Origin of the sequence: Streptomyces klenkii, from assembly GCF_003626645.1 — a bacterium.
GTDB lineage: Bacteria > Actinomycetota > Actinomycetes > Streptomycetales > Streptomycetaceae > Streptomyces > Streptomyces klenkii.
On sequence record NZ_RBAM01000003.1, the window covers coordinates 479,810 to 505,009 of the forward strand.

The following is a 25,200-nucleotide window of genomic DNA, read 5'->3' on the forward strand; positions in this document are numbered from 1 at the left end:
GTACGCCCTCACGCCAGAGGAGTCCGTCATGCGCGCAGCGGTACAGCACGAGACAGGACGGCCCGAGCTCGACGTCCGCGACGACGTCGAAGCGGTGGGCTTCGGCCCCGGCAAGGTCCGGCTGCGCATGCGGGCCACCGGGCTCTGCCACTCCGACCTCTCCGCCATGAACGGGGTGCTGCCCCAGCTCGTCCCCTTCGTCCCCGGCCACGAGGGCGCCGGAGACGTCATCGACGTCGGCGACGGCGTCACGGGGCTGCGGCCCGGCGACCGCGTCATGGTCTGCTGGCTGCCGCCCTGCGGCGGCTGTCCCGCCTGCAAGCGCGGCCAGACCCAGCTGTGCCTGGCCGGCTTCATGGCGGCCGGCACCCCCAACTTCCGCCTGGGCAACGGCACCGGCTCCGACCTCTTCGGCTTCGCCGGCACCGGCACCTTCGCCGAGGAGGCCGTCGTGGCCGCGGGCTGCGCCGTCCCCATCCCGGACGACCTGCCCTACGACATCGCCGCCCTCATCGGCTGCGGCGTCACCACCGGCCTGGGCGCCGCCCTCAACACCGCCGACGTCGCCGCCGGTTCCTCCGTCGCCGTCATCGGCTGCGGCGGCGTCGGGATCTGCGCGGTCCAGGGCGCGCGGGCCGCGGGCGCCGCGCAGATCGTCGCCGTCGACCCGGTCGCCTCCCGGCGCGAGGCCGCGCTGCGCTTCGGCGCCACCGAGGCCGTACCGCCCGAAGGGCTCGGCGACGCCCGCGCCCGCGTCACCGGCGGCGAGGGCTTCGACTACGCCTTCGAGGTCGTCGGCACCTCCGCCACCGCCCGCGCCGCCTACGACGCCACACGGCGCGGCGGCACGCTCTGCGTGGTCGGGGCGGGCGCCATGGACGACCTCTTCCAAGTCAACATGTTCGAGCTGTTCTTCGACGAGAAGCGGATCCTGCCCTCCCTCTACGGCGGCGGCGACGTCCGGCGCTCCTACGAGAGGGCCATCAGCCTCTGGCGGGCCGGCCGCATCGACCTCGCGGGCCTCATCACGCACCGGGTCCCGCTGTCCGGCGTCAACGACGCGCTCGCCCAGATGCGGACGGGCGAGGCGCTGCGCACGTGCATAGAGATCTGAGCCCCGAGACCGGGAGGAGCGGCGAGCCCATGGTGTCCCTGCACGGCAGGACCGCGATCGTCACCGGCGCGGGGCGCGGCCTCGGCCGCGCCGAGGCCCTCGAACTGGCCCGCCTCGGCGCCCACGTCGTCGTCAACGACTACGGGCAGCCCGGCCCGGACGGCTCCGGCGCGGCGTCCGCCGGGCCCGCCGAGGCCGTCGCCGCCGAGATCCGGGCGGCCGGCGGGCAGGCCACCGCGCACGCCGGCGACGTCGCCGACTTCGGCCACGCCCGCGACCTCGTACGGCTCGCCGTCGACGCCGGCGGCGGCTCGCTCGACATCCTCGTCAACAACGCGGGCATCCTGCGCGACCGCATGGTCTTCTCCATGAGCGAGGACGAGTGGGACGCCGTGATCCGCGTCCACCTCAAGGGCCACTTCACCACCCTGCGGTTCGCGGCCGCGCACTGGCGGGAGCGGGCGAAGGCGTCCGGGCGGCCGGTGTACGGACGGGTCGTCAACACCTCCTCCGAGGCCTTCCTCATCGGCTCGCCCGGACAGCCCAACTACGCTGCGGCCAAGGGCGGCATCGTCGGCCTCACCACGTCGACGGCGGAGGCCCTGCGCAAGTACGGGGTGACGGCGAACGCCATCTGCCCGCGGGCCCGCACCCGGATGACGGAGCAGGTCTTCGCCGGCGTCGGCACCCCGGAGGCCGGCGGGCCCGACCCGCTGGACCCCGGGCACGTCGCGCCGCTCGTCGGCTATCTCGCGGCGCCGGCCGCGGCGGGGGTGACCGGGCAGGTGTTCGTCGTGCACGGCGGGATGGTCGCCGTGATGGAGCGGCCGCGGGTCGCGGCGCGGTTCGGCACGGCGAAGGACGTCTTCACCGCCGAGGAGCTGGACGGCCTCCTCACCCCGCACTTCGCCGGCCGCCCGCCGGGCGAGACGTTCGCGGCGCCGGAGGTGTGGCGGCTGGGCCCCGGCTGACAGCCGGCTGACAGGGTGCCGGGCCCCGGAAACGCCTCGGGCGCCGGGGGTCTCCGCTGAGCGGGACCACCCGGCGCCCGAGGACTGACCGGAGCCGAGGACGGCTGAGGTCAGTGGCCTTCCGGCGTACGGCGGTGCTTGCCGTGGGCGGGTGCGCTGTCGTCGTCGGGGGAAGCCGGGCCGCGGTGCCTGCCGGAGCCGGTGGCTGCGGCCTGGGCGGACGCCTCGAAGGGGCGCGCCTCGGTCGTGTCGGTTCGGGCGTCGGGCATGGGGAAAAGTCACTCCGTCGGATGGGGATGCGTGCTGTGCGCGTGGGGGCTGCCACGGCAGTGGCGCACGGTGTCGACGGACGCCGACACGCCCTCCGCGCACGGCCGTTCGGCTCACGACGGTGTTCCGCCCGGTACAGCCACGCAACCCCCGCCCGGATTCTAACGGGACCTTGATCGCCGGGGCCACCCGGCCGGGCGGCGAGTCGGCTCCCTCTCGGAGTGCTTACGGGGCGCCTCGCGGCGCGCCGCTCAGGTCCGTGGCTCCCGTCCCAGCGGGGCCTGCTGCAAGGGCACCGGCCTGGACGCGGCCGCCGACCACGCGCCCGGCATGGCCGCTCCGGGGAGACCGGAGAGGCCCGAGGGGCACGTGGGGTCGACGGCGGTCCAGACCGAGGCCGGCGACTCGGCGCGCTCGACGGGCGCCAGGACATCGAGCGGGGGCATGGACACGGGCCCCTGGGGCGCGCCGGGTGACAGCCCCTCATGCGGCCGCTCCAGCAACGGGACGCCCTGCGGCGGGGTGTCGTGCGGCGCGGCGGGGGGCGGCGGCATATCCACCCGGGACACGTCCCGCATCGGCGGAAGCTGCGGCTCAGGACACGGCGCGGGGCACGGCGCGGAGGTCACCGGCCGGGGCACTTCCCGGAGCAGCGGCATCGGCTGCGGAGGCGCGGGTTGCGGCGGCGCGGCGGCGACCGGCTCGGGCCGGGGCGTCTGCGGCGGCAGGGGCTGCGGAGCTTCACGCAGCAACGGCGCCTGAGGCACCCCGGAAGACGCCTGCTCCGGGCGGGGCAGCTGCGCTGACACGGACCGGGGGGCCTCACCCGGCAACGGCGGCTGCGGCAGCGGGCCGGCGCTCGCCTCGGGCCGGGACAACGGGGGCGGCACAGGCCGCGGGGCCTCATGCAGCAACGGCGGCTGCGACGACGCGGCGGTGCTCGCCGCCTCACGCCGGGGCAACGGGGGCGGCACAGGCTGCGGGGCCTCACGCAGCAGCGGCGCTTGCGGCGCCCCGGGAGGCGCCTGACCCGCCCCGGAGGGACCCGGCTGCGGGGCCTTGTGCAGCAGCGGCGGCTGAGCCTGCGACGTCTGCTGCGGTGCGGCGGGGGGCGCCTGATCCGGCGTCGGCCGCGGCACCCGGGGCTCCGTGCGGGGCGGCATCAGCGGCTGTTCCTGGCCGAGGCCGGGCCGGGGCACCTCGTGCAGGAGCGGCTGCGCCTCCGGCGCGGGCCGGGACACCTGGGGCGCCGTATGCGCAACGCCCTGGAGCAGCGGCTGCTGCACCCCGCCGGAAGGCGCCGGCTCCGGCCGCCGCACTCCCTGCAACAGCGGTTGCTGCGGGCCGTCCGAGGACGCCTGCTCCCCCACCCGCGGCACCCCCTGCAACAACGGCCGCTGCACCTCGCCGGAAGGCGCCGGCTCCGCCGCTCGCGGAGGTCCTTGCAGCAGCGGCTGCTGCGCGGGCCGCCCGTCGGAGGGCGCCTGATCCGGCGTCGGCCGCGGCACTCCTTGCAGCAGCGTCGCCGGCGCGGAAGGCGCCCCGGGCGCCGCCGCCGGCTCCGGACGCGGCACCCCCGGCGCCGCCGCACCCGCCGCGCCGCCCGTCGCTGCGGGCCCCGCCCCGGCCGGGGCCCCGCCACGCCCGCCGGTATCCCGTGTCTCCCCCCGCTCCGCCTCCGGCAGCCGCAGGCGGGCCAGGCCGCAGCGCACGTAGGGGGTCACGAACGGCAGCCGCAGTTCGCCGCCGCTGGTCCACAGGCCCGCGCCGACGAGCCAGCCGGCGGGCGCCGGGAACTGCTGGAGCTGTTTGCCCGCGGGGCGCCAGACGCCCACCCAGCTGCCGGTCGCGCCCTCGACCCGGAAGGCGACCGCGCACCCTTCGGGGGTGAGCTCCTGCCCGGGCTGGGCGGCGAAGGGGGTGAGCACGGCGCCCGCGGGGCGCAGGCACTCGGGGAAGCGGACGGGCCGGGCGGAGCCGAGCACGCCCCAGCCGAGCCGGTCCTGCCCGGGGGCGTCCGACCGTACGAGGAGGAGGCCGCTGTACGGGTCGGCGAGGAGCAGCCGGTCGTTGCTGTCCTCGGTGATCTGGAGGAGCGGGCTGGTCTCGCCGCCGCGCTCCAGGTCCACCACGACGGTCTTGGTGCGGCCGTCCAGCTCGCGGTCGAGGGCGAGCAGCCGGCCCGTACGGTCGAGCCAGGCGCCGCCCGTGCAGCAGCCGGGCACGTCGACGACCCGCTCGGGGCCGAAGGCGCCGCCGTGCAGCCGCCACAGCGCGGTCGCGCGCTCGGCGTGGACGAGCCCGTAGACGGAGGAGCCGCCCGGCGCGGGCGGCAGCAGGGACAGCCGGTCGCATTCGACGGCGCCGACCGGCAGCTCCCCGGTGCCGGGGCCGGTGGGGTAGAGCAGCGAGAGCGTGTGCCGCTCGGCGACCCGGCGGCGGATGAGGACCCGCCCGTCGGCGAGCGGCTGCACCTCGCTGTCGGGCTCCTCGGGCTGGCTGCCGGGCAGCGGCACGGCGTACGGCTCGGGGCCGTCGAGGGTCCAGCGCTCGGGGAACCAGCCGCCCGTGGCGCCGTCGAGGGCCAGCCGGGCGGCGTACGAGCCGTTCGCCGTGACCGTGAACGCCGGGCGCCGCAGGTCCTTCGAGCCACTCCGCGGGGTGCTCTGCGGGGTGCTCTGGGGGGCACAGACCGTCATGAGAAACGTCACCTCCGGCACAGAACGTAGTTATCGCACTTCCTGCCGAACAATGAGAGTCGGCCCGCTTCACGCGTAAGGGTGGCTGTTGTCCGATTCGCCTGAGGGGTACGAGGAGGGTGTGCTTCGCCCCTTCCGGGGCGTCACGTAAGGTAAGGCGAGCCTAAGTAGTCGCGGGGGGTGGCTGAACGGGCCCCCTTGACCACCGCCGGCCTGGTCGGCCGGCCGGACCCCCTGGAGTCACGTGATGTCCCTTCGCCGCCGCGGCACCGCCGCAGTCGCCCTGTCCGCAGCCGCCGCACTGTCCCTCGCGGCCTGCGGCTCCTCGGACGGCGGGGACGGCAAGGACAACGGCAGCGGCTCGAAGGCCGTCTCGGAGAGCGGCAAGGACTTCGGCAAGGCCGGCGAGCAGACGGCGAAGATGGGCACGGACGCCGCGCCCGGGCAGTTCCCGCGGACGATCAAGCACGCCCTCGGCACGACCGAGCTCAAGGAGCGCCCGAAGCGCGTCGTCGTCCTCGACGTCGGCGAGCTCGACAACGTGGTCTCGCTCGGCATCCAGCCGGTCGGCTGGGCCCCCAGCGAGGGCAGCCAGGAGCTCCCCGGCTACCTGAAGAAGGACGCCGGCGAGCCGAAGAACGTCGGCACGATCAACAACCTCAACCTCGAAGCCATCAACGAGCTCCACCCGGACCTGATCCTCGGCAGCAAGCTGCGCGCGGAGAAGAACTACAAGGACCTCGCCAAGATCGCCCCGACCGTCTTCTCCGTCCGCCCCGGCTTCACGTGGAAGGAGAACTACCTCCTCAACGCGGCCGCGCTGGACAAGACCGCCGAGGCGAAGAAGAACCTCGACGCGTACGAGGCGAAGGCGAAGAAGCTCGGCGCGGACCTCGGCGAGAAGAAGCCCACCGTCTCGATGGTCCGCTACCTGCCGCAGTTCACGCGCCTGTACGCCGGCCAGTCGTTCATCGGCACGATCCTCAAGGACGTGGGCCTGCCCCGCCCGAAGAACCAGCAGGCCGACAAGCTCGCCGTGGAGGTCAGCCCCGAGCAGATCGACCAGGCCGACGCCGACTGGATCTTCACCGGCGTCTACGGCGCCCCGGACAAGACCAAGCGCGACACCGTCCAGGACAACCCGCTGTGGAAGAACCTGCGGGCGGTCAAGGAGGGCCACGCCAAGGACGTCGAGGACGAGACCTGGTACCTGGGCCTGGGCGTCACCGCCGCGAACAAGGTCCTCGACGACCTGCGCGGCTTCCTCGGGAAGTAGCCCCCGGGATCGGGCGGAGCCCGCGCGGGCACGGCGGACAGGTAGCCTTTCCTCCGTGCCCGCACTGTCTGAAGTCATCGCCGCCCTCGACGCCCTCTGGCCACCGGAGCAGGCCGAGCAGTGGGACGCCGTCGGCACGGTCTGCGGCGACCCCGCGGCCCCGGTCGGCCGGGTGCTGTTCGCGGTCGACCCCGTCCAGGAGGTCGTCGACGAGGCCGTGGCGCTCGGCGCCGACCTGCTGGTCACCCACCACCCGCTCTACCTGCGCGGGACCACGACCGTCGCGGCCTCGACCTTCAAGGGCCGCGCCGTGCACACCCTGATCAAGCACGACATCGCCCTGCACGTCGCGCACACCAACGCCGACCGCGCCGACCCCGGCGTCTCCGACGCCCTCGCCGGCGCGCTCGACCTGCGCGTCACCGGCCCCCTCGTGCCCGACCCGGCCGACCCGGCGGGCCGCCGCGGCCTCGGCCGAGTCTGCGAGCTCGACCCGCCCATGACCCTGGCCGCGTTCGCCGAGCGCGCCGCGAAGCGGCTGCCCGCCACGGCGCAGGGCATCCGGGTCGCCGGCGACCCCGAGCGCACCATCCGCACCGTCGCCGTGTGCGGCGGTTCCGGCGACTCCCTCTTCGACGAGGTGCGGGCCGCCGGCGTCGACGCCTACGTCACCGCCGACCTGCGCCACCACCCCGCGTCCGAGGCCCAGCAGCAGAGCCCGCTGGCGCTCGTCGACGCGGCCCACTGGGCCACCGAATGGCCCTGGGCGGAGCAGGCCGCCGCCCAGCTGGACGAGATCTCCGACCGGCACGGCTGGGGCCTGCGCACGCACGTCTCGAAGCACGTCACCGACCCCTGGACCGCCCACGCGGCGTCCGCCACGCACGATCACTAACACAGGAGCCCCCAACTGAACGCCGCGCCCGCAGACCAGATCCGCCTCCTCGACCTCCAGGCGCTGGACACCCGCCTCGGTCAGCTCGCCCACAAGCGCCGGAGCCTGCCCGAGCACGCCGAGATCGCCTCCCTCGAGGCCGACCTCACCCAGCACCGCGACCTCCTCGTCGCCGCGCAGACCGAGGAGAGCGACACCGCCCGCGAGCAGACCAAGGCCGAGCAGGACGTCGACCAGGTCCGCCAGCGCGCCGCCCGTGACCAGCAGCGCCTGGACACCGGCGTCGGCATGTCCGCGAAGGACCTGGAGAACCTCCAGCGCGAGATCGCCTCGCTGGCCAAGCGCCAGGGCGACCTGGAGGACGTCGTCCTGGAGGTCATGGAGCGCCGCGAGTCCGCGCAGGAGCGCGTCACCGAGCTGACCGGCCGCGTCAGCTCCGTCCAGGCCAAGGTCGACGACGCCGTCGCGCGCCGCGACGCCGCCGTCGCCGAGATCGACGCCGAGGACGCCTCGGTCACCAAGGAGCGCGAGATCGTCGCCGCCTCCGTCCCGGCCGACCTGCTGAAGCTCTACGACCGGCTGCGGGAGAAGCAGGGCGGCATCGGCGCGGCGCGCCTGAACCAGCGCCGCTGCGAGGGCTGCCGCCTGGAGCTCGACATCACCGAGCTCAACGAGGTCCGCGCCGCCGCGCCGGACCAGGTCGTCCGCTGCGAGAACTGCAGCCGCATCCTGGTCCGCACCACCGAGTCGGGTCTGTAGGACCGATGGCTCCTCGCTTCATCGTCGAGGCGGACGGCGGTTCCCGGGGCAACCCGGGCCCCGCCGGCTACGGCGCCGTCGTCCTGGACGCGGTGACCGGCGAGGCGCTCGCCGAGGCCGCCGAGTACATCGGCACGGCCACGAACAACGTGGCCGAGTACCGGGGCCTCATCGCCGGCCTGGAGGCCGCCAAGGCCCTCGACCCGTCGGCCGAGGTCCAGGTCCGGATGGACTCCAAGCTCGTCGTGGAGCAGATGTCGGGCCGCTGGAAGATCAAGCACCCGGACATGCGGCCGCTGGCCGCCCGGGCGCGGGCCGTCTTCGCCCCGGGGCAGGTCGCGTACGCGTGGATCCCGCGCGAGGAGAACAAGCACGCCGACCGGCTCGCGAACGAGGCGATGGACGCGGGCAAGGCGGGCCGGCAGTGGGAGCCGGGCGCGTCCGCGGCCGCGCTCGCCGCGCGGACGCCCTCGCGGTCGGCGGAGCCCGTGGCCGAGCCGCTGGAGGAGCCCAAGGCCGCGCCCGTCGGCTGGGCCGCCCCCGCCGACCTCGGGACGCCGACCACGTTCGTCCTGATGCGGCACGGTGAGACGGCCCTCACTCCGCAGAAGCGATTCTCCGGCAGCGGTGGCAGCGATCCGGAGCTCTCGCCCGTCGGCCTTCAGCAGGCCGAGCGGGCGGGCGCCGCGCTCGCCGCCCGCGGCACCATCCAGGCCGTCGTCTCCTCGCCGATGCGGCGCTGCCGGGAGACGGCCGGGGCCGTGGCCGCGCGCCTGGGCCTGGAGGTCCGCGTCGAAGACGGCCTGCGCGAGGCCGACTTCGGCGCCTGGGAGGGCCTGACGTTCGCGGAGGTCCGCGAGCGCTGGCCCGACGACCTCGACGCCTGGCTCGCCTCCTCCAAGGCCGCCCCGACCGGCGGCGGCGAGAGCTTCGCCGCGGTCGCCCGGCGGACGGCGCTCACGCGCGACAAGCTCCTGGCCCGCTATGCGGGCCGTACGGTCCTGCTGGTCACGCACGTGACGCCGGTCAAGACCCTGGTACGACTCGCCCTGGGCGCCCCGCCGGAGTCCCTGTTCCGCATGGAGCTCTCAGCGGCCTCGGTCTCGGCCGTCGCCTACTACGCGGACGGCAACGCGTCACTGCGCCTGCTGAACGACACGTCGCACCTGCGGTAAGTCGGCACCGCCGGTCAGGCTCGCAGTGGTTCCTCGCCGCGGCGGCGGAGGAAAATCCCCGCCGCGGCCCCGCGCCCCTTTAAGGGGCGCGGGGAACTGCGCGACCAGCCACAGACGGCCCGCAGCCGAACGACCGCGCATCAGCTCCCCGCTCACTCCGCCGCCCGCAAGGCCATCGCTTCTTCCAACGCGGCGACCGCCGCGACCCGTTGCCGCTCCCGTTCCTCAATGTCCTGCGGACTCTCACCCGTCGCGGCGACCCGCGGGCAGCGCGGGCACTGCCACCGGTCCGGCGCACCCGCCGGCGGCGGAGTCATGGCCACCTTGCAATGAGGGCAGTTCACGGTCACTCCTTCGACATGGCCGCACGACGCGCAGACCCACACGGGCCCCTCCGCGTCCTGCTGGCGCCACGCAGTCCGCAGGCACTGCGCGCATCCGGTCGTGACGATCCCGGCCCGGCTCATGACAGGCGGCTCCGGGGTGGTGTCCGCGTACTCGATGATCCGTGCCCTGACCCGGTCGTCCGTGGTGTTGGCCATCCGGAGCAGGTGTGCGACGCGCGAGCGTGCTTCGTCAACGAAATCGTTCATGGCGGCAGCAGGCTACGACGCGTGAAGCCGCGCCCGCCGCCGGCAGCGCACACGATCACCCTTGCGAGTGCCCCGCCCTTTCGTTCGAACCCATGCGAAGGGACGTTCTCACGCGAAGGACACCCTCACTCGCACGGTCACTTGAAGGGCACGTTCACGCACGCCAGCCGCGCGCCCGCCATGCCCGCCCGGCCCGGGGCCGTCTCGGTGGCGTGCTCGTGGATGACGACGGAGCGGGCCTCGCCGGAGCGGAAGCGCCAGCCGACCGAGGCGGACGACTGGCCGTCGCCCTGCCGGTCGGTGGTGAAGTCCAGCCAGACCTCGTTGCGGGGATTGGCGTACTCGGGGTCCGTGGAGGGCTGCTCCGGGTCCTTGACGTGCTGGTAGTGCGCGCCCGCGTCTTCGGGGCGGGTGCCGCACGGGTTCATATGGACGTGGGCGCCGAACGTCCGGCCCGGCTGGATGCCGCGCAGCCGCAGGTGGATGCGGGTGCCGTCCTGGCTGGTGCGCTCGGTGACGGTGACGCGGGCGCCCGCCGGGACCGCGGCCTCGTCGAACGTCACGGCGCGCAGCACGTCGCCCGAGGGGGCGGCGAAGACGGCGCTGACGTCGGCTCCCCCGTGGGCGCCGCCCATGGGAGACAGCACGGCCATCGAAGCAGCGAGCAGCGATACGGCGAAGGACATCTTCCGCCCCTTTCGGCAGCTTTGGCAGTCGGCGCTGTGGCAGCGGCTTCCTGCGTCCCCCGCTCGTGCTTCCCACGGTATCGGCCCCTCACGCACCGCGCGCGGCGGCGCGTAAGGACAATGGGCCGACCACCGCGTACCGGTACCCCAGGAGGAACCGCACATGCCGCCCAAGCCCGAGATAGTCGCCGCCTTCGAGGCGGCCAAGGGGTTCATGCCGCTCGACGAGGGGCTCGCCCTGCACGCCGCCGCCGAGGAGGCCGCGGCGCTGGGGCTGCCGCTGCTCGAAGTCGGCACGTACTGCGGCCGGTCGACGATCCTGCTGGCCGCCGCCGCCCGGGAGGCGGGGGTCACGGCCGTCACGGTGGACCACCACCGGGGCAGCGAGGAGCAGCAGCCGGGCTGGGAGTACCACGACGCGTCGCTCGTCGACGAGGCCGTGGGGCGGATGGACACGCTGCCGGCCTTCCGGCGCACGCTGCACCGGGCGGGGCTGGAGGAGCACGTGCTGGCGCTGGTGGGGCGGTCGCCGCTGGCGGCCTCGCTCTGGGGGCGGCCGCTGGGGCTGGTGTTCATCGACGGCGGGCACACCGACGAGCACGCGACGGCCGACTACGAGGGCTGGGTCCCGCACCTCGCGCCGGGCGGGCTGCTGGTCATCCACGACGTGTTCCCGGACCCGGCGGACGGCGGGCAGGCTCCGTACCGCGTGTACCGCAGGGCGCTTGCGTCCGGGGAGTTCACCGAAGTGTCGGTGACGCGGTCGCTGCGGGTGCTGCGGCGCGGACCGGTTGCGGCGTAGGCCCCCTCGGGGGCGGGGCGGCGGCGTAGCATCGCCGGGTGTCCAAAGGCAGCTTTCCCCGCTTCCCCCGCTCTCCGCGCGCCGGCCGCCCGGCCCGCCGGCCGGCGCGCTTCCGCACGCCCGTCGTCGTCACGGTGGCGGCCCTGATCCCGGCCGGGGTCGCGGGCTGGCTGCTGTGGGACGCGGAGGCGGACGGCGGGAAGAAGGCTCCGGTGGCCGCCGCGTCGTCGGCGTCATCGGCTTCCTCGGCGGCGCCCGGCCGCTCCCCCGCGTCGCAGGCCCCGTCCCAGCTGTCCTCGCCGGAGGGCAAGGCGCCTTCGGCGAGCGGGTCGCCGGGCGCGCCGGACCCCTCGCCCGCCGCCGCGGACGACGGGCCGCTGCCCGACGGGCCCCTCAAGGGCAAGGTGGTCGTGGTCGACCCCGGGCACAACATCCGCAACAGCGAGCACACCGCCGAGATCGACCGCTCCGTCGACATCGGCACGGGCCGCAAGGAGTGCGACACGACGGGGACGTCCACGGACGACGGCTACGCGGAGGCCTCGTTCAGCCTCGACGTCGCGCACCGGCTGCGCACGATCCTGCGGTCGCAGGGCGCCAAGGTGGTGTTCACGCACGACGGTGAGCGCCCGTACGGCCCGTGCGTGGACGAGCGGGCGGCGATCGGGAACCGGGCGCACGCCGACGCCGCCGTCTCGGTGCACGCCGACGGCTCGGCCGTCGGCAACCGCGGCTTCCACGTGATCCTGCCGGCCGCCGTCAAGGGCGGCCGCGCGGACACCTCGCCGATCGTCGGCCCGTCGAAGGAGCTCGGCGTGCGGATCGCGGGCCACTTCGTGCGCGTCACCCGCAGCGCCGCGTCCAACTACATCGGCGGCGGTACGGGCCTGGACACCCGCGGCGACCTCGGCGGCCTCAACCTCTCGACCGTGCCGAAGGTGTTCATCGAGTGCGGCAACATGCGGGACCCGCAGGACGCGGCCCTGCTGACGGACGGAGCCTGGCGGCAGAAGGCGGCGCAGGGGATCGCCGACGGCATCACGGACTTCCTGGACGGGTAGGGACGGGTCGGCTGCAAGCGGCCGCCGGGGTCGTTGTTACGGCCGTCGGCGCAGACCACAGGCTTGTCACGAGGCAGATACGAAGAAGACGCCCCGACCGTGCAGGCGATAGGTTCACCCGTACGATGGGGGGCCACCCCCGCGCCCCGCATCCTCGCGTGCCGGCGACAGCGACGTTAATGATCACACTGACAAAGGACTAGAGAGTGAACATCCGCTCCCTCACTCGAGGCGACGGCGTGGTGATCGGAGCAGCGGTGTTGCTGTTCATCGCCTCGTTCCTCAGCTTCTACTCGTACGACTGCGCGTCGACGATCTGCCCCACGGAGCCGAACGGCTGGAAGGCCGGACTCTTCCCCGTCCTGCCGTCGATCTTCCTCGCCGGTCTCATCGCCGCCGGTCTCGTCGTCGCCGCGCGCTTCCAGCCCGAGGGCCGCAAGCTCGTGGGCCTCGGGCTCGACCAGTGGGGCACCGCGTTCGCCGTGTTCGCCGCGTGGTCCTCGCTGTGGACGATCGTCGGCGGTGCCCAGGGCGTGTCCCCGGGCGTCGGCCAGATCCTGGGCCTCATCGCCAACCTGGTGCTGGCCGCCGTGGCCGTGCTCACCCCGCGCACCCCGGCCCTGAAGGCCCCGCTGGTGAGCGCCGCCGGCCCGCAGGCCCCGTCCCCGTACGGCGCGGGCCCCAACCCGGGCTACGGCTACCCGGGCCCGGGCGGCGCCCAGCCCGGTGCCGCAGGTCCGTACGGTGCCCAGGCGCAGCAGCCCTTCGGCGCGCAGCCGGGCCAGCCGGGTCAGCCGGACGCGAGCCTCGGCGGTGCCGCGGCCGCTCCCGCCGCCGGCCAGCCCGCGTCCCCGGCCGGGGACTTCGCCCCGTTCTGGTTCGCGGTGCCGGTGCCGCGCCCGCTGTACGGCGAGGACGGTTCGCCGGCGCAGATCGCCGAGCTCGCGCCCGGCACGTGGTACCTCGCGGTGGAGCAGCGCGGCCAGGCCCTGGTCGCGCAGACGCAGGACGGCCGCCGCGGCCTGCTCCAGGACACGACGGGCATCCAGCGCGGCTGACGCGCACGGTGCACGGACGGCGGCCCGCCGGGGACTTCCCCGGCGGGCCGCCGCGTTGTGGGGGGGGCTTCTCGTCCGAAGGCCGCTCAGGCCCCTTGCCCCGGGGGCGGTGCGGGCCTACATTCAGTGGATCTGACGCACCGTCAGCCACCAACCCGCCGGGAGGGTGCCGTGCGGCTCGGACTCGCGCTCGGCTACTGGGGACGCGGCCCCGGCGCCGGCCACCTCGACCTGGCCCGGGAGGCCGAGCGGCTCGGCTACCACTCGGTGTGGACCGCCGAGGCCTGGGGCTCCGACGCCTTCACCCCCCTCACCTGGATCGCCGCGCACACCACCCGCATCCGGCTCGGCACCGCCGTCGCCCAGATGGCGGCCCGCAGCCCCACGGCCACCGCGATGCACGCCCTCACCCTCGACCACCTCTCCGGCGGCCGGCTGCTGCTCGGCCTGGGGCTGTCGGGCCCTCAGGTCGTCGAGGGCTGGTACGGACGCCCCTTCCCGGACCGCCCGCTGACCGCGACGCGCGAGTACGTGGACGTGGTCCGCCAGGTGCTGCGCCGCCGGGCCCCGGTGACGCTGGAGGGCCGCCACCACGCCCTCCCCTACCGCGGCCCCGGCGCGACCGGCCTCGGCAGGCCGCTGCGCCCCATCACCCATCCCCTGCGCCCGGACCTGCCCGTCCTGCTCGGCGCCGAGGGCCCCCGCAACGTCGCCCAGACCGCGCGCATCGCCGACGGCTGGCTGCCCCTGTACTGGTCGCCGCTGCGCACGGACCTGCACGCGGCGGCCCTCGCCGCCGCGCCGCCGGGCTTCCTGGTGGCGCCGCTGGTCCGGGCCCACGTGTGCGCCGACATCGCGGAGGGGCTGCTTCCGGTGAAGGCGATGCTCGGCTTCTACATCGGCGGCATGGGGCACGCGCGCCGCAACTTCCACGCCGACCTCATGGCGCGCATGGGGTACGAGGAGGAGGCGGGGCGAGTGCGGGAGTTGTTCGTGGAGGGGCGGCGCGAGGAGGCCGTCGCGGCGGTGCCGGACGCCTTCGCCGACGAGATCTCGCTCGTGGGGCCGCGCGGGCGGATCGCGGAGCGGCTGGAGCTGTGGCGGGCGGGGCCGGTGACGGACCTGCTGGTGACGGCACCGGACCCGAAGACGCTGCGGGTGCTGGCGGACCTGGTGTGACCGCGGGCCCGGCGCGGCCACGGGCCGGCGGCCGCGGCGGGCGGTACAGCCGTCACGGCCGGTCCGGCCGCCCCTGCCCGTGGAGCCAGGGGCCGAACACGCCGCCGAGGTTCTTCCCGGTGCGCTGCTGCCAGAACCGCTCGAACTCGGCGGTGTCGGCGTTGCCGTACTGGTGCTCGCTCACCCAGGCCCGGGTCGTGGCGAAGAACGCCTCGTCGCCGACGACCTGCCGCAGCTTGTGCAGCACCATCGCGCCGCGGCCGTAGACGGGCGGGTCGGAGACCGTGGCCGGGGCGGGGTCGGCGGGCGGGAAGGCCCAGATGCCGTCGCTCAGCGGGTCCTTGCCGGAGTAGTAGTCGTCGAAGACGCGCTGGACGGAGCGGCCGCCGTGCTTCTCCTCCCACATCCACTCCGCGTACGCGGCGAAGCTTTCGTTGAGCCACATGTCGCGCCAGGTGCGCGGGGTCACGGAGTTGCCGAACCACTGGTGGACGACTTCGTGCACGACGGTCACGTCGTCCGGGGCGGAGTCGAAGTAGGGCTTGGTCTGGGTCTCCAGGGCGTAGTCGACGTACTGGTTGTGGTCGACGACCGCGCCGGCGGAGGAGAACGGGTACGGGCCGAAGAGGTCGCTCGCCCAGGCGATGGCCTCGGGCAGGAGCTTCTCCAGGCGGGGCCCGGCCGCGGCCTCCTTGGGGTGGGTGGCGATGTAGAGGGGCAGGTCGCCGGCGCGGGCGGTGGTGACCTTGAACGGGGAGACGGCCACGCTGGCCAGGTAGCTCGCCATGGGCTCGGCGCTGTGCCAGGCGAACACTGCCCGGTTCCCCTTGGTCTCCTGGTGCTGGAGCTCGCCGTTGGCGACGGCGGTGTAGCCCTTGGGGACGGTCACCTCGATGTCGTAGGCGGCCTTGTCGGAGGGGTGGTGGTTGCCGGGGAACCAGGCCATCGAGCCGGTGGGCTGGCCGAGGCCGACCGCGCCGTCGTCGGTCTCGATCCAGCCCTCCAGGGCGCTGCCGTCCTCGTCGGTGATGTCCTTGGGCGTGCCGTCGTAGACGACGACCGTCTCGAAGTCGTGGCCCTTGTCCAGCATCTTGCGGGGCGTGACCGTCAGCTCGGTGCCCTTCCTGGCCGTACGGGCCGGGTGGCCGTCGACGCGGGCGCTGCGGACCTTCAGCCCCTTGAGGTCGAGGTTGAAGGAGCCGAGGTCCTGCGTCGCGCGGGCGGTGATGACGGCCGTGCCCTTGAGGTGGTTGCCCTCCGGGGTGTAGTCGAGGGTGAGGCCGTAGTGCCGGACGTCGTAGCCGCCGTTGCCCAGGCGGGGGAAGAGCGGGTCCCCCGCGCCGGGAGCGCCGGCCTTGGGCGTCGCCGCGTCACCGGAGCCGCAGGCCGCCACGAGCACGAGGGCGGCGGGCAGCACGGCGGCCCGGGCGAGCCTGCTGGTCACGGAGGATCTGGGCACAACGGTCATACGATGATGCTCTCATCCGACCGCGGGGCGGCTTAGAAGGCGACTCGCTCCAGCCAGAAGTCGAGCAGCTCGCGGTCGCCGATGACCTCGACCCGGTCGGTGTCGGCGGGCAGGCGCCGGTAGAGGACGCTCAGCACGTCGGTCATCGGCCCGCGGACGGCCACGGCGGCCTTCTCGTGGGCCCGGCGCCAGGCGACGCCCTCGCCGGTGAGGTCGATGAACCACTCCGCGTCGAGCTCCGCCGGGGTGTCGGTCGCGTGCAGGTGGAGGGTGCGGCCGGGGCCCGGCAGCTCCTTCAGGCGCGGCTTGAAGGCGACGGCCGCGGGCAGGGAGAGGATCCCCAGCCACTCGTCGACGCAGTCGGCCGCTATTTCGGGGTCCGCCGTGAAGGGCAGGCCGAGGGCGCCCAGGGCGTCGGCGCGGTGCATGAGGGTCTCGTGCGCCATGCGGCGGGCCCAGAACGCGGACCGCGGCTGCTCGGAGAACGTCCACACAGGGCTGTCGGGCCCCGCCTCGCGCAGGACCGCCGCCAGCGCCTCGGCGCCCTCGGTGAGCCAGGCGGTCAGGCCCGCCAGGTCGTCCGCGGCGGGGTCGCCCGGGCCGGGCGTGGGGACCGGCTGCGCCATGGTGGACGGGGGCACGAACTCGGTGACCTTCTCGCGCACGAGCCCGGTGGCCATCCGCTGGGCCTGCCCCACGTGCATCAGGAGATGCCCGAGCGTCCACTCCGGGCAGGTGGGCACGGTGACCGACACGTCGGTGCCCTCACCCAGGGCCGCGCACAGCAGACCGGTCTGGGCGAGGATCTCGGAACAGTAGCGCTCGTGACTCAGCATCGTCGTCATGGCTTCACTGTAGAACCGCTCACTGACAACGGCCCGGGACAACGGCCCGGACAGGAGCGGAAGTTCATATTCCGGCCCACGTTTCCGGGTTGCGATTCAGCCCTTTTGAATCTCCGAGTACGAGGGGACCTTGTCGGTGACCGGCGCCCCGGCGTCCTTGCCCGCGTTCTTGACGCTGTTGATGACCCCGTCGAACGCGCCCGCGTCCCCGTCCGTGGCCTCGCCCTTGCGGAACTTGCTCGTCAGCCCCTTGAGCGACTCGACGCCCGCGCTCAGCGGGGCCACCGCCTTCGAGAGCGTGGGGTCGCCCTTGGCGTTGTTCAGCGCCGCCTTGAACCGGTTGTAGGCGAAGGTGCCCGCGAGCCCCGCCTTGACCAGGGCGACGGTCCGCCCGTCGGCCCCCTTCTTGAAGGCGCCGGCCCGGTACGGCTTGATGATCCACTGGTACGAGGCGCCCGCGGCGAGGCCGGCGTTGGCGACGAAGCGGGTCTTGGCGAACTTCTGCCGCTCGACGGAGCTGGTGGGGCTCGCGCCGCCGCCTTCCGCGGAGCCCTTCTTGTCGCCGCCGCAGCCCGTACCGGTCAGCAGCAGAGCGCAGACGAGGGGCAGGGCGACGGCGGCGGCACGGCGGGTCGCGGGGCGACCTCCTGGACGGGTGGCGGGTCCCATGCCGCCAGAGTGCCGGGGAGCCGTGCGGCCCGCCACAGGGAGGGACCCGTTCGGGGGCCTTCCCGGCCGCATAGCGACAGCGCGGCAGGTCCGGCATGCGGGCCCGGCACAAAAAAGCCCGCCGCGACGGCGATCGGCCCCCGCGGCGAGGGTCCGGCGGAATCCACAGCCACCTGACCCCGGCACGCGTCCCTCGCCGGAGGCGCTACGCGCAGCAGTCCTGCTCCAGGCCGGCCGGGAGCCGTTCCCCGCCGAACACCGCGGTCGTCGCCTCGTCGCCGCCGAGCGCGGCCGCGGCGAGGAGCAGCGAGCCCGCCGTCCACGTGGTGCGCTCCTCGGGCCAGACGGCGTCGTCGTCGTACACGTAGCCCGTCCAGTACATGCCGTCCTCGGCGCGCAGGTGCTGGATCCACTGGAGGATCTGCACAGCGCGGTCGGACTCGCCCATGACCCACAGGGCGAGGGCGAGCTCGCAGCTCTCGCCGCCGGTCACCCAGGGGTTGGGCAGCACGCAGCGCACGCCCAGGCCGGGGACGACGAAGCGCTCCCAGCCCTCTTCTATGCGCTCCTTGGCGGCCACGCCGGTGACGGCGCCGCCGAGGACGGGGTAGTACCAGTCCATCGAGTAGCGGCTCTTGTCGAGGAACCGCTCGGGGTGCCGGCGTATCGCGTGCGCGAGCAGCCCCGTGGCCAGCTCCCAGTCGGGCTGGGGCTCCTCGCGGTGCTCGGCGATGGCCAGGGCGCAGCGCAGGGCCTGGTGGACGGAGGAGGAGCCGGTCAGGAGCGCGTCGGTGACGGGGGTGCCGTCCTCCTCGCGCTTCCAGCCGATCTGGCCGCCGGGCTGCTGGAGCCGCAGGACGAACTCGACGGCGGCGTAGACGGTCGGCCACATGCTGTCGAGGAAGGCGTCGTCGCCGGTGGCGAGGTAGTGGTGCCAGACGCCGACGGCGACGTAGGCGACGAAGTTGCTCTCGCGGCCGCGGTCGGTGGGCTCGTCTGCGGCGCCGTCGGCGTAGGCGGCGTACCAGGAGCCGTCGGGGTTCTGGTGGCGGGCGAGCCAGCGGTAGGCGGCCTCGGCGCGGCCGTGCTCGCCGGCGGCGTCGAGGGCCATGGCGGCTTCGACGTGGTCCCAGGGGTCGAGGTGGTGGCCGCGGAACCAGGGGATGGCGCCGTCCGCGCGCTGGGCGGCGGCGATGCCGGCGACGGTGCCGGTGACCTGTTCCGCCGTCAGGACGCCGGGCAGGACGAGGCGTTCGGTGCGGCCGGAGCCGCGGCTGAAGGTGGTCACGCGGTGTCTCCGTCGCAGGCGGAAGGCAGGTGCGGCTTGGTCGCGTAGGCGACGAAGCTCTTGCCGATGATCGGGTTGAGTGCCTGCTCGGCGAGGCGGGTGGCCAGGGGCTTCTTCATGATGTCCCAGACCAGGAGCTTGTGGTAGGCGCGGACGGGCAGCGCCTTGTCGTTGTTGACGCCGAAGGCGCACTTGAGCCACCAGTAGGGGCTGTGCAGGCCGTGGGCGTGGTGCGTGCCGTACGGGCGGAGGCCGGCCTCGCGCATCCTGTCGAGGAGCTCGTCGCCGCGGTAGATGCGGATGTGGCCGCCCTCGACCTCGTGGTAGGCGTCGGAGAGGGCCCAGCAGATCTTCTCGGGGCCGTAGCGGGGCACGGTGACGGCGATGCGGCCGCCGGGCTTGAGCACGCGGACCATCTCGGCGAGCACGCCCTTGTCGTCGGGGATGTGCTCCATGACCTCGGAGATGATGACGACGTCGAAGCTGTCGTCGGGGAAGGGCAGCGCCAGGGCGTCGCCCTCCATGGCGGTGGCGGTGGCCCCTTCGGGGGCCTCACCCGCCTCCTTCATGGCGGCGAACCACTTGGCGACCTCGCGTATCTCCTCGCCGTTGCGGTCCAGCGCGACGACGCGCGCCCCGCGCCGGTAGCACTCGAATGCGTGCCGTCCCGCGCCGCACCCCAGATCGAGGACGCGGTCGCCTGCGGCGAGCGGGAAGCGGGAGAAATCGACGGTCAGCACGGGTATTTGCCTTCGGCCGGCGGGACGGGGTGGATTGCGGGGGCGTACGGATGACTGCGGGCCGGGCACCGCCGGGCTGCGCCGTGGTGGTTGCGCGCCGCGGCGGCGGGTCGTGGATGCCGGCGCCGCGCCGGGCCTGCGGACTTGCGGTGACCGCGGCACCTTCCCTCCGCCGCAACGGCGAGCAAGCCCCGCGGCGTGGCCCGGCGGTGCCGGAGTGCGCCGCGGGGGCTGAGCACCGCCGCGGCGGGAAGTTCAGGCCGGCAGCACGGCCCGCCGGGTCCGCGGCTGCCGCCTTCCGGCGCAACGGCGGGCAAGCCGCAGGACGGAGTCCGGCGGTGCCGGACGGCGCTCGTGCGGCACCGCGGGGGCGCGAGGTCGTGGCCGGGCGCCGCCGCGGCAGGCCGCGCCTGCCCGCGGCCTGGTGCCGTGCCGGGCCGCACTACGCGTGCCGTCCCGCGCGCCGCGCGGGCGCTTCCGCGCCCGCGCGGGCTATGGACTCGCGGTAGTGGCGGGCCGTGCCGACGGCGGCCTCGTGCCAGGTGAAGCGGGTGAGGACGCGTTCGCGGCCCGCGGCGCCCAGGCGGCGGCGGAGGTCGGGGTCGTCCAGGAGCCGCCCCAGGGCGGAGGCGAGGGCTCCGGGGTCGCCGGGCGGGACGGCGAGGCAGGTCTCGCCGTCGGGGCCGGCGACCTCGGGGATGGCGCCCCCGGTCGTCGCGGCGAGCGGCGTCCCCGTGGCCATGGCCTCCGCGGCCGGCAGCGAGAAGCCCTCGTACAGCGACGGCACGCACGCGACCTGCGCCGACCGTACGAGGCCGACGAGTTCGGCGTCGCTGATGCCCTTGACGAACTCGACGGCGCCGCCGAGGCCGCAGCGCCGGATGGCCGTGGCCACGGGCCCGTCCTCGGCGCGCTTGCCGACGACGACGAGGTGGGCGTCCGGGTGCCGGCGGCGCACGACCGCCAGGGCCTCGATCAGGTGCACCAGGCCCTTGAGGGGCACGTCCGCGCTGGACGTGGTGACGATCCGCCCCGGCACCTCGGGCACGGACGGGTCCGGCGAGAAGAGGTCGGTGTCGGCCCCGATCGGCACGACGTGCACCCGCTCGGCCCGTACGCCGAGGTGGTCGACGATCTCCTGGCGGGAGGAGCCGGAGACGGTCAGCACGGACGGCAGCCGCCGGGCGACACGTTTCTGCATGCGCGTGAACCCGTACCAGCGCCGTACGGACGCCCGCCGCTTCCAGTCGGCGGCCGCGGCGAGGTCGAGCTGCCGGTCGACGGTGATGGGGTGGTGGATCGTGGTGACCAGCGGAGCGCCGATCGCGGCGGGGCCGCCCAGCAGCCCGTAGCCGAGCGTCTGGTTGTCGTGGACGACGTCGAACCGCCCGCGCTGCGCGGCGAGGTGGCGGCGGGCGCGCAGGCTGAAGGTGAGCGGCTCGGGGAAGCCGCCCGTCCACATGGTGGAGACCTCCAGCGCATCGATCCAGTCGCGGTACTCGTCGCGGCCGGGCGTGCGGAAGGGGTCCGGCTGGCGGTAGAGGTCGAGGCTCGGGAGCTCGGTGAGGGTCACGCCCTCGTCGAGGACGGGGTACGGCTGGGAGCCGATGACCTCGACGCTGTGCCCGAGGCGGGCGAGCTCGCGGGAGAGGTGACGGACGTACACGCCCTGGCCGCCGCAGAACGGATTGCCCTTGTAGGTGAGCATCGCGATGCGCAGAGGGCGGTCGTGGTCGCCCGCCTCGCGAAGGGCGTCCCGGCGTGCGTCCCGCCCGTGCTCTCCGTGCTCTGCGAGAGCTGCCTCAGTGGCCTCAGCGGTCACTCCCCCGGCCTCCTTCTGGCTGCTGTTCCGGCCGGAGCGTAACCGGTCGCGCTAATCTAGAACAAGTTTCAGACTGGGTCGTCCAGAAGCCTCGAATCTACCGGCCGTAAGGGCGGTCGCCAGGACCGGAACGGGTGATTCGCGCCACGGCCCGGCCCCTGCCATGCTGTGCCGTCCGGGCCGACAGACACCCTGGATGGATTGTCACGGAATGGGACACATGACGACGGAACCCAAGTCGCCGACCGCGCGGGCCGTGCCCGCCGGGCCCAGCCTCCCCCTGACCGAGCGTCAGGCGGCCCGCCGCCGCCGGATCCTCCAGGCCACCGCGGAGCTCGCGAGCCGCGGCGGCTTCGACGCGGTGCAGATGCGGGAGGTCGCCGAGGCGGCCGGCGTCGCGCTCGGCACGCTCTACCGCTACTTCCCCTCCAAGGTCCACCTGCTCGTCGCCACCATGCAGGACCAGTTGCAGCGCCTGCACGGCACGCTGCGCAAGCGCCCGCCGACGGACACCGACCCGGCCGCGCGCGTGGCCCAGACCCTGATGCGGGCGTTCCGCGCGATGCAGCGCGAACCGCACCTGGCCGACGCGATGGTGCGCGCCCTCACCTTCGCCGACCGCTCGGTGAGCGCCGAGGTCGACACCGTCTCCCGGCTCACCACGGCGATCATCCTGGACGCGATGGGGCCGGCCGGGCCGCCCACCCCCGAGCAGCTCTCCGCCATCCGCGTCATCGAGCACACCTGGCACTCGGCGCTCATCACCTGGCTCTCGGGGCGCGCGTCCATCGCGCAGGTGCGGATCGACATCGAGACCGTCTGCCGGCTCATCCGGCTCACTACCCCACAACAAGCCTGACGCGCTACCCCCGGCACCCGATTCATGGGAGGCGCGTTCGAGTGAACTTGGGGCGCACGTGGCGTGATTCATGCGCCCTTGCGCCCCCTCCATGTCCCGTATACGCGCCCGTTGCGGTGGCACACGCCGGTATGAATGAGCGTCGTGACCGGCGCAGCGCTCGCTGCGCCGGGGAGCGGTAAGCGGAAGGCGGGGACCGTGATCCGGGTACTTCTGGTACATGACACCTATCTGCTGCGCACAGCGCTGGCGTTCCTGATCGGCAGGGAGCCGGATCTGGAGGTCTCGTCGGCCTCGTGGCAGCGCGCGGCGGACCTGTCGCGCTCGCTACGGCCGCACGTGTGCGTGGTGGACATGGACAGCCCGGAGGCCGGCGGTCCACGGGGGCTGCGGGAGCTCTCCGGGCACGGGTACGGGCATGGTGACGGTTCCGGGCTCGGTGCCGGCGCCGGTGACGGTCCCGGGCACGGCTCCGGTGACGTACGGGGCGAGGGGGCGGGCGGGGCGGCCTTGCTCGCCCTGGCCAGCGCGGGACGGCCGGGGCCCCTGCGCCGGGCGTACGAGGAGAAGGCCCTGGGATACCTGAGCAAAAACGCTTCACCGGACCGGCTCGTCGAGGGGATACGGCATGTGGCGAAGGGCGAGCGGTTCATCGACGAGGCGCTCGGCTTCGGCTTCCTGGAGGCCGCGGAGATCCCCTTGACGAGACGAGAGCTGAGCGTGCTGTCACTCGCGGCGGAAGGGGCGTCCGTCGGGGAGATCGCCCGCAGCCTGCACCTGTCGAACGGGACCGTGCGCAATTACATGGCCGCCATCACCCGCAAGACCGGGGCGCGGAACCGGGTCGATGCGATCCGCATCTCGCGGGGGGCGGGGTGGGTGTGAGCCGGGCGGCTCGCCGCCGGCCCCGCCCTCGCCGCCGATCTCACCCTCGCCCCCGCCCATGAGGTCCCGGTAGAGCGGGGAGCGCGCGAGCAGTTCGTGGTGGTCGCCGCAGGCCGTGTCCGCCCCGTCCATCACCAGGACGCGGCCCGCGCGGCGGGCCGAGGCGGCGCGGTGCGCGATGACGACGAGGGTGCCGCCCGGGCGGCGGGCGAAGGCCCGTTCGGCGCGGGCCTCCGCGGCGGGGTCGAGGTGGCAGGTCGCCTCGTCCAGGACGGCGAGGGGGGCGGGCGACAGGTAGGCGCGGGCGAGCGCGATCTGCTGCCGCTCGCCCGCGGACAGCTCCGCGGGGGCGAGGGGCGCCGCGAAGCCGCCCAGGCGGCGGACGAGTTCCGTCATGCCGAGCGCCTCCGCGGCGGCGTGCAGCTCCTCCTCCGGGACGGGGGCGGCGCGCAGGTAGCCGAGGTTGGCGGCGAGCGTTCCCGAGAACACGTACGCCTCCTGCGGGATCAGCACCCGCCCGGCGGCCGCCGCCTCCGTGTCCGCCCGCTCCCCGCCCACGACGACCTCCCCGCGGCCGGGCCGCAGCAGGCCCGCGACCAGCCCGGCCAGCGTCGACTTCCCTACGCCGCTGGGGCCGACGACGGCCAGGTGCGCGCCGGGGGGCAGGGTCAGGTCCAGGTCGCGGACGACGGGGTCGGCGTGGGGTCCGTAGGCGAAGGTGACGTGGTGGAGGCGGAGGGCGGGGGCGGGGGCCCCTGCCGGGGCGGGCGGTGCGGGCGGTGCGGGCGGTTGCTGTGCCGCGGGACCGCCCGGCGCCGTGAGCCTGCGCGCCACCACGGCGAGGCGCGAGCCGCTCGTGCCGAGGCCGTGCACGAGGTTTTGCAGCGCGGGCATCAGCGACTGCGTCAGGTAGGCCAGCGCGCCGACGAGGGCGCCCGCCGTGACGCCGTGGTCCAGCAGCCAGGGCGCCGCGGCCAGCAGGAGGACGAGGGGCAGCTGCCCGGCCACGGCCAGGGCCACGACGCGGGCGACGGACCAGCGAGCCAGCGCGCGGGACGCCTCCAGCGCGGCGTCGGTGAGCGCGCCCGCCTCCGCGCGGACGCGGGGCTCGGCGCCGGCCGCCGTGACGTCGCGCAGGCCCGCGAAGACCTCGCCGAGCTCGGCGGCGAGGGCCTCGTCCGCCGCCAGGTACGCCTCTTGGCGGCGGGCGAGCGGGCGCAGCGTCGCCAGGAACAGGGCGAGGCCCAGGACGAGGGGCGGCGCGACGACCGCCAGCAGCGGGGGCGCCAGCAGGAAGAGGCCCGTCAGGGCGCCGGCCGCGGTGAAGACGAACGACCGCGCGACCATGACGAGGCCGGCGAAGGCGTCCCGGGCGATCTCCGTCTGGTGCGTGAGCCGGGAGACGGCCGCGGGGTCGCCGCGCCGCAGGGCGCGGTCCACGACCGTGGTGACCAGGCGGTCGCGGAACGGCTCCACGAGGCCGGCGACGCCGCCGTACGTCTTGCCCGTGCCGTACGCGCCGACGACCACGGCGGCCGCGGCCGCGCCGAGCCAGGCGAGCCCGGTGCGGGGCGCTCCCGCGAGGAACCCGGCGTCCAGCGCCTCGGCCAACGCGTACCCCATGGCAAACGTGTGCCCCGCCTCCACCACGGACCACGCGAGCAGCCACGCGACGACCCGCCACCGCCCGACGAGATACCGCACCCCCCGCCGCCCCAGCCCGACTTCAACGGCTACCACGGCGGCCTCCTGCGTTGCCGGCACGGCCGGATGCCGCCGCGACGGCGGAACGGAGCGGCCGACCCTCCCGGCCGATGGCCGAAGCGAGACCGGCACCGCCGGGATCCACCGCGGTGGTTGCGCGCCGCGGCGGCGGAATAGAGAGGCGCGGCCTCTCCCCGCTCCTTGCCGCCAGGCAGGGCCGCTCCCGGCCGATGGCCGAGGCCCGTTCGGCACCGCCGGAAACCCCCGCGGTGGCTGCGCGCCGCCGCGGCGGAACGGAGGGGCGCAGCCCCTCCACGCTCCTTGCCGACAGGCAAATCCCCCCGCCGCAACGGCGCGCAACCACCAACCACACATCCGGCGG

At 74.8% G+C, this 25,200-nt stretch carries 22 protein-coding genes and 1 pseudogene; 12 read left to right on the forward strand and 11 right to left on the reverse strand.

Annotation, left to right across the window (positions count from 1 at the left end; all coding sequences use genetic code 11):
- Window positions 1-28 precede the first annotated feature (28 nt).
- Window positions 29-1,114: a zinc-binding dehydrogenase gene (locus D7231_RS08875; protein ID WP_120754391.1), complete on the forward strand. Its 1,086-nt coding sequence runs from the start codon at window positions 29-31 to the stop codon at window positions 1,112-1,114.
- A 29-nt stretch (window positions 1,115-1,143) separates the two neighbouring features.
- On the forward strand, window positions 1,144-2,085 hold the full coding sequence (locus D7231_RS08880) for a 3-oxoacyl-ACP reductase (protein WP_120754392.1): 942 nt from the start codon (window positions 1,144-1,146) through the stop codon (window positions 2,083-2,085).
- Window positions 2,086-2,195: 110 nt separating this feature from the next.
- On the opposite strand, the gene D7231_RS36970 is transcribed toward D7231_RS08880, so the two are convergent.
- Both D7231_RS36970 and D7231_RS38300 read right to left on the reverse strand, forming a co-directional pair.
- Window positions 2,196-2,354, reverse strand: coding sequence for a hypothetical protein (locus tag D7231_RS36970; RefSeq protein WP_194961762.1), 159 nt, complete (start codon window positions 2,352-2,354; stop codon window positions 2,196-2,198).
- Window positions 2,355-2,606: 252 nt separating this feature from the next.
- Window positions 2,607-5,054 (reverse strand): hypothetical protein, encoded by a 2,448-nt coding sequence (locus D7231_RS38300; protein ID WP_338419828.1) that lies wholly within the window; start codon window positions 5,052-5,054, stop codon window positions 2,607-2,609.
- A 247-nt stretch (window positions 5,055-5,301) separates the two neighbouring features.
- Between D7231_RS38300 and D7231_RS08900 the strand changes: the two genes are divergently transcribed.
- From D7231_RS08900 to D7231_RS08915, 4 genes are read left to right on the forward strand one after another with little or no spacing between them, the layout of a single operon-like run.
- A complete protein-coding gene (locus D7231_RS08900) occupies window positions 5,302-6,330 on the forward strand; it encodes an ABC transporter substrate-binding protein (RefSeq protein WP_120754394.1) in 1,029 nt (342 codons plus the stop codon).
- 55 nt (window positions 6,331-6,385) lie between these two features.
- On the forward strand, window positions 6,386-7,225 hold the full coding sequence (locus D7231_RS08905; RefSeq protein WP_120754395.1) for a Nif3-like dinuclear metal center hexameric protein: 840 nt from the start codon (window positions 6,386-6,388) through the stop codon (window positions 7,223-7,225).
- A gap of 15 nt (window positions 7,226-7,240) precedes the next feature.
- Window positions 7,241-7,984 (forward strand): zinc ribbon domain-containing protein, encoded by a 744-nt coding sequence (locus tag D7231_RS38305; RefSeq protein ID WP_120754396.1) that lies wholly within the window; start codon window positions 7,241-7,243, stop codon window positions 7,982-7,984.
- A gap of 5 nt (window positions 7,985-7,989) precedes the next feature.
- A complete protein-coding gene (locus D7231_RS08915) occupies window positions 7,990-9,159 on the forward strand; it encodes a bifunctional RNase H/acid phosphatase (RefSeq protein ID WP_120754397.1) in 1,170 nt (389 codons plus the stop codon).
- 152 nt (window positions 9,160-9,311) lie between these two features.
- Here the strand turns inward: D7231_RS08915 and D7231_RS37410 are convergent, their stop codons facing one another.
- Together D7231_RS37410 and D7231_RS08925 are read right to left on the reverse strand one after the other, a co-directional pair.
- Window positions 9,312-9,752 carry a hypothetical protein gene (locus D7231_RS37410; protein ID WP_228775094.1) on the reverse strand — a complete coding sequence of 147 codons (441 nt, stop codon included), beginning with the start codon at window positions 9,750-9,752 and terminating at the stop codon, window positions 9,312-9,314.
- Between the two features lie 137 nt (window positions 9,753-9,889).
- Window positions 9,890-10,438: a superoxide dismutase family protein gene (locus D7231_RS08925; RefSeq protein WP_120754398.1), complete on the reverse strand. Its 549-nt coding sequence runs from the start codon at window positions 10,436-10,438 to the stop codon at window positions 9,890-9,892.
- 163 nt (window positions 10,439-10,601) lie between these two features.
- Between D7231_RS08925 and D7231_RS08930 the strand changes: the two genes are divergently transcribed.
- The 4 genes from D7231_RS08930 (at window position 10,602) to D7231_RS08945 (ending at window position 14,538) form a co-directional block, all read left to right on the forward strand.
- Window positions 10,602-11,240: a class I SAM-dependent methyltransferase gene (locus D7231_RS08930; RefSeq protein ID WP_120754399.1), complete on the forward strand. Its 639-nt coding sequence runs from the start codon at window positions 10,602-10,604 to the stop codon at window positions 11,238-11,240.
- Between the two features lie 38 nt (window positions 11,241-11,278).
- Window positions 11,279-12,301 (forward strand): N-acetylmuramoyl-L-alanine amidase, encoded by a 1,023-nt coding sequence (locus D7231_RS08935; protein ID WP_120754400.1) that lies wholly within the window; start codon window positions 11,279-11,281, stop codon window positions 12,299-12,301.
- Between the two features lie 206 nt (window positions 12,302-12,507).
- A complete protein-coding gene (locus tag D7231_RS08940) occupies window positions 12,508-13,359 on the forward strand; it encodes a DUF5336 domain-containing protein (RefSeq protein WP_120754401.1) in 852 nt (283 codons plus the stop codon).
- Between the two features lie 171 nt (window positions 13,360-13,530).
- On the forward strand, window positions 13,531-14,538 hold the full coding sequence (locus tag D7231_RS08945) for an LLM class F420-dependent oxidoreductase (protein WP_120754402.1): 1,008 nt from the start codon (window positions 13,531-13,533) through the stop codon (window positions 14,536-14,538).
- A gap of 52 nt (window positions 14,539-14,590) precedes the next feature.
- On the opposite strand, the gene D7231_RS08950 is transcribed toward D7231_RS08945, so the two are convergent.
- The 6 genes from D7231_RS08950 to D7231_RS08975 form a co-directional block, all read right to left on the reverse strand.
- Complete coding sequence (locus tag D7231_RS08950; protein ID WP_120754403.1) at window positions 14,591-16,006, reverse strand: M1 family metallopeptidase; 1,416 nt, start codon at window positions 16,004-16,006, stop codon at window positions 14,591-14,593.
- 32 nt (window positions 16,007-16,038) lie between these two features.
- Window positions 16,039-16,851, reverse strand: coding sequence for a maleylpyruvate isomerase family mycothiol-dependent enzyme (locus D7231_RS08955; RefSeq protein WP_120754404.1), 813 nt, complete (start codon window positions 16,849-16,851; stop codon window positions 16,039-16,041).
- Between the two features lie 96 nt (window positions 16,852-16,947).
- Complete coding sequence (locus D7231_RS08960; RefSeq protein ID WP_120754405.1) at window positions 16,948-17,520, reverse strand: hypothetical protein; 573 nt, start codon at window positions 17,518-17,520, stop codon at window positions 16,948-16,950.
- A 205-nt stretch (window positions 17,521-17,725) separates the two neighbouring features.
- On the reverse strand, window positions 17,726-18,808 hold the full coding sequence (locus D7231_RS08965) for a prenyltransferase/squalene oxidase repeat-containing protein (RefSeq protein WP_120754406.1): 1,083 nt from the start codon (window positions 18,806-18,808) through the stop codon (window positions 17,726-17,728).
- The gene (locus D7231_RS08970; protein WP_120754407.1) at window positions 18,805-19,548 is read right to left on the reverse strand and encodes a class I SAM-dependent methyltransferase; all 744 of its coding nucleotides are present in this window, start codon (window positions 19,546-19,548) and stop codon (window positions 18,805-18,807) included. The genes D7231_RS08965 and D7231_RS08970 overlap by 4 nt, the downstream gene beginning before the upstream one ends.
- 442 nt (window positions 19,549-19,990) lie before the next feature.
- Complete coding sequence (locus D7231_RS08975; protein ID WP_391473268.1) at window positions 19,991-21,370, reverse strand: glycosyltransferase family 4 protein; 1,380 nt, start codon at window positions 21,368-21,370, stop codon at window positions 19,991-19,993.
- A 220-nt stretch (window positions 21,371-21,590) separates the two neighbouring features.
- Between D7231_RS08975 and D7231_RS08980 the strand changes: the two genes are divergently transcribed.
- A complete protein-coding gene (locus D7231_RS08980) occupies window positions 21,591-22,229 on the forward strand; it encodes a TetR family transcriptional regulator (RefSeq protein WP_120754408.1) in 639 nt (212 codons plus the stop codon).
- Window positions 22,230-22,427: 198 nt separating this feature from the next.
- Window positions 22,428-23,114: a response regulator transcription factor gene (locus D7231_RS37415; RefSeq protein WP_422396685.1), complete on the forward strand. Its 687-nt coding sequence runs from the start codon at window positions 22,428-22,430 to the stop codon at window positions 23,112-23,114.
- Window positions 23,115-23,429: 315 nt separating this feature from the next.
- On the opposite strand, the pseudogene D7231_RS08990 reads toward D7231_RS37415, so the two are convergent.
- A pseudogene (locus D7231_RS08990) lies at window positions 23,430-25,193 on the reverse strand (ATP-binding cassette domain-containing protein); the annotation flags it as partial.
- Between the last annotated feature and the right edge of the window lie 7 nt (window positions 25,194-25,200).

Bases quoted from the DNA above. Each gene is read 5' to 3' on its own strand.
- D7231_RS08875 (WP_120754391.1), top strand. From the start codon at position 29: ATGCGCGCAGCGGTACAGCACGAGACAGGACGGCCCGAGCTCGACGTC.
- D7231_RS08880 (WP_120754392.1), top strand. From the start codon at position 1,144: ATGGTGTCCCTGCACGGCAGGACCGCGATCGTCACCGGCGCGGGGCGC.
- D7231_RS36970 (WP_194961762.1), bottom strand. From the start codon at position 2,354: ATGCCCGACGCCCGAACCGACACGACCGAGGCGCGCCCCTTCGAGGCG.
- D7231_RS38300 (WP_338419828.1), bottom strand. From the start codon at position 5,054: ATGACGGTCTGTGCCCCCCAGAGCACCCCGCAGAGCACCCCGCGGAGT.
- D7231_RS08900 (WP_120754394.1), top strand. From the start codon at position 5,302: ATGTCCCTTCGCCGCCGCGGCACCGCCGCAGTCGCCCTGTCCGCAGCC.
- D7231_RS08915 (WP_120754397.1), top strand. From the start codon at position 7,990: ATGGCTCCTCGCTTCATCGTCGAGGCGGACGGCGGTTCCCGGGGCAAC.
- D7231_RS37410 (WP_228775094.1), bottom strand. From the start codon at position 9,752: ATGAACGATTTCGTTGACGAAGCACGCTCGCGCGTCGCACACCTGCTC.
- D7231_RS08925 (WP_120754398.1), bottom strand. From the start codon at position 10,438: ATGTCCTTCGCCGTATCGCTGCTCGCTGCTTCGATGGCCGTGCTGTCT.
- D7231_RS08930 (WP_120754399.1), top strand. From the start codon at position 10,602: ATGCCGCCCAAGCCCGAGATAGTCGCCGCCTTCGAGGCGGCCAAGGGG.
- D7231_RS08950 (WP_120754403.1), bottom strand. From the start codon at position 16,006: ATGACCGTTGTGCCCAGATCCTCCGTGACCAGCAGGCTCGCCCGGGCC.
- D7231_RS08955 (WP_120754404.1), bottom strand. From the start codon at position 16,851: ATGACGACGATGCTGAGTCACGAGCGCTACTGTTCCGAGATCCTCGCC.
- D7231_RS08960 (WP_120754405.1), bottom strand. From the start codon at position 17,520: ATGGGACCCGCCACCCGTCCAGGAGGTCGCCCCGCGACCCGCCGTGCC.
- D7231_RS08980 (WP_120754408.1), top strand. From the start codon at position 21,591: ATGACGACGGAACCCAAGTCGCCGACCGCGCGGGCCGTGCCCGCCGGG.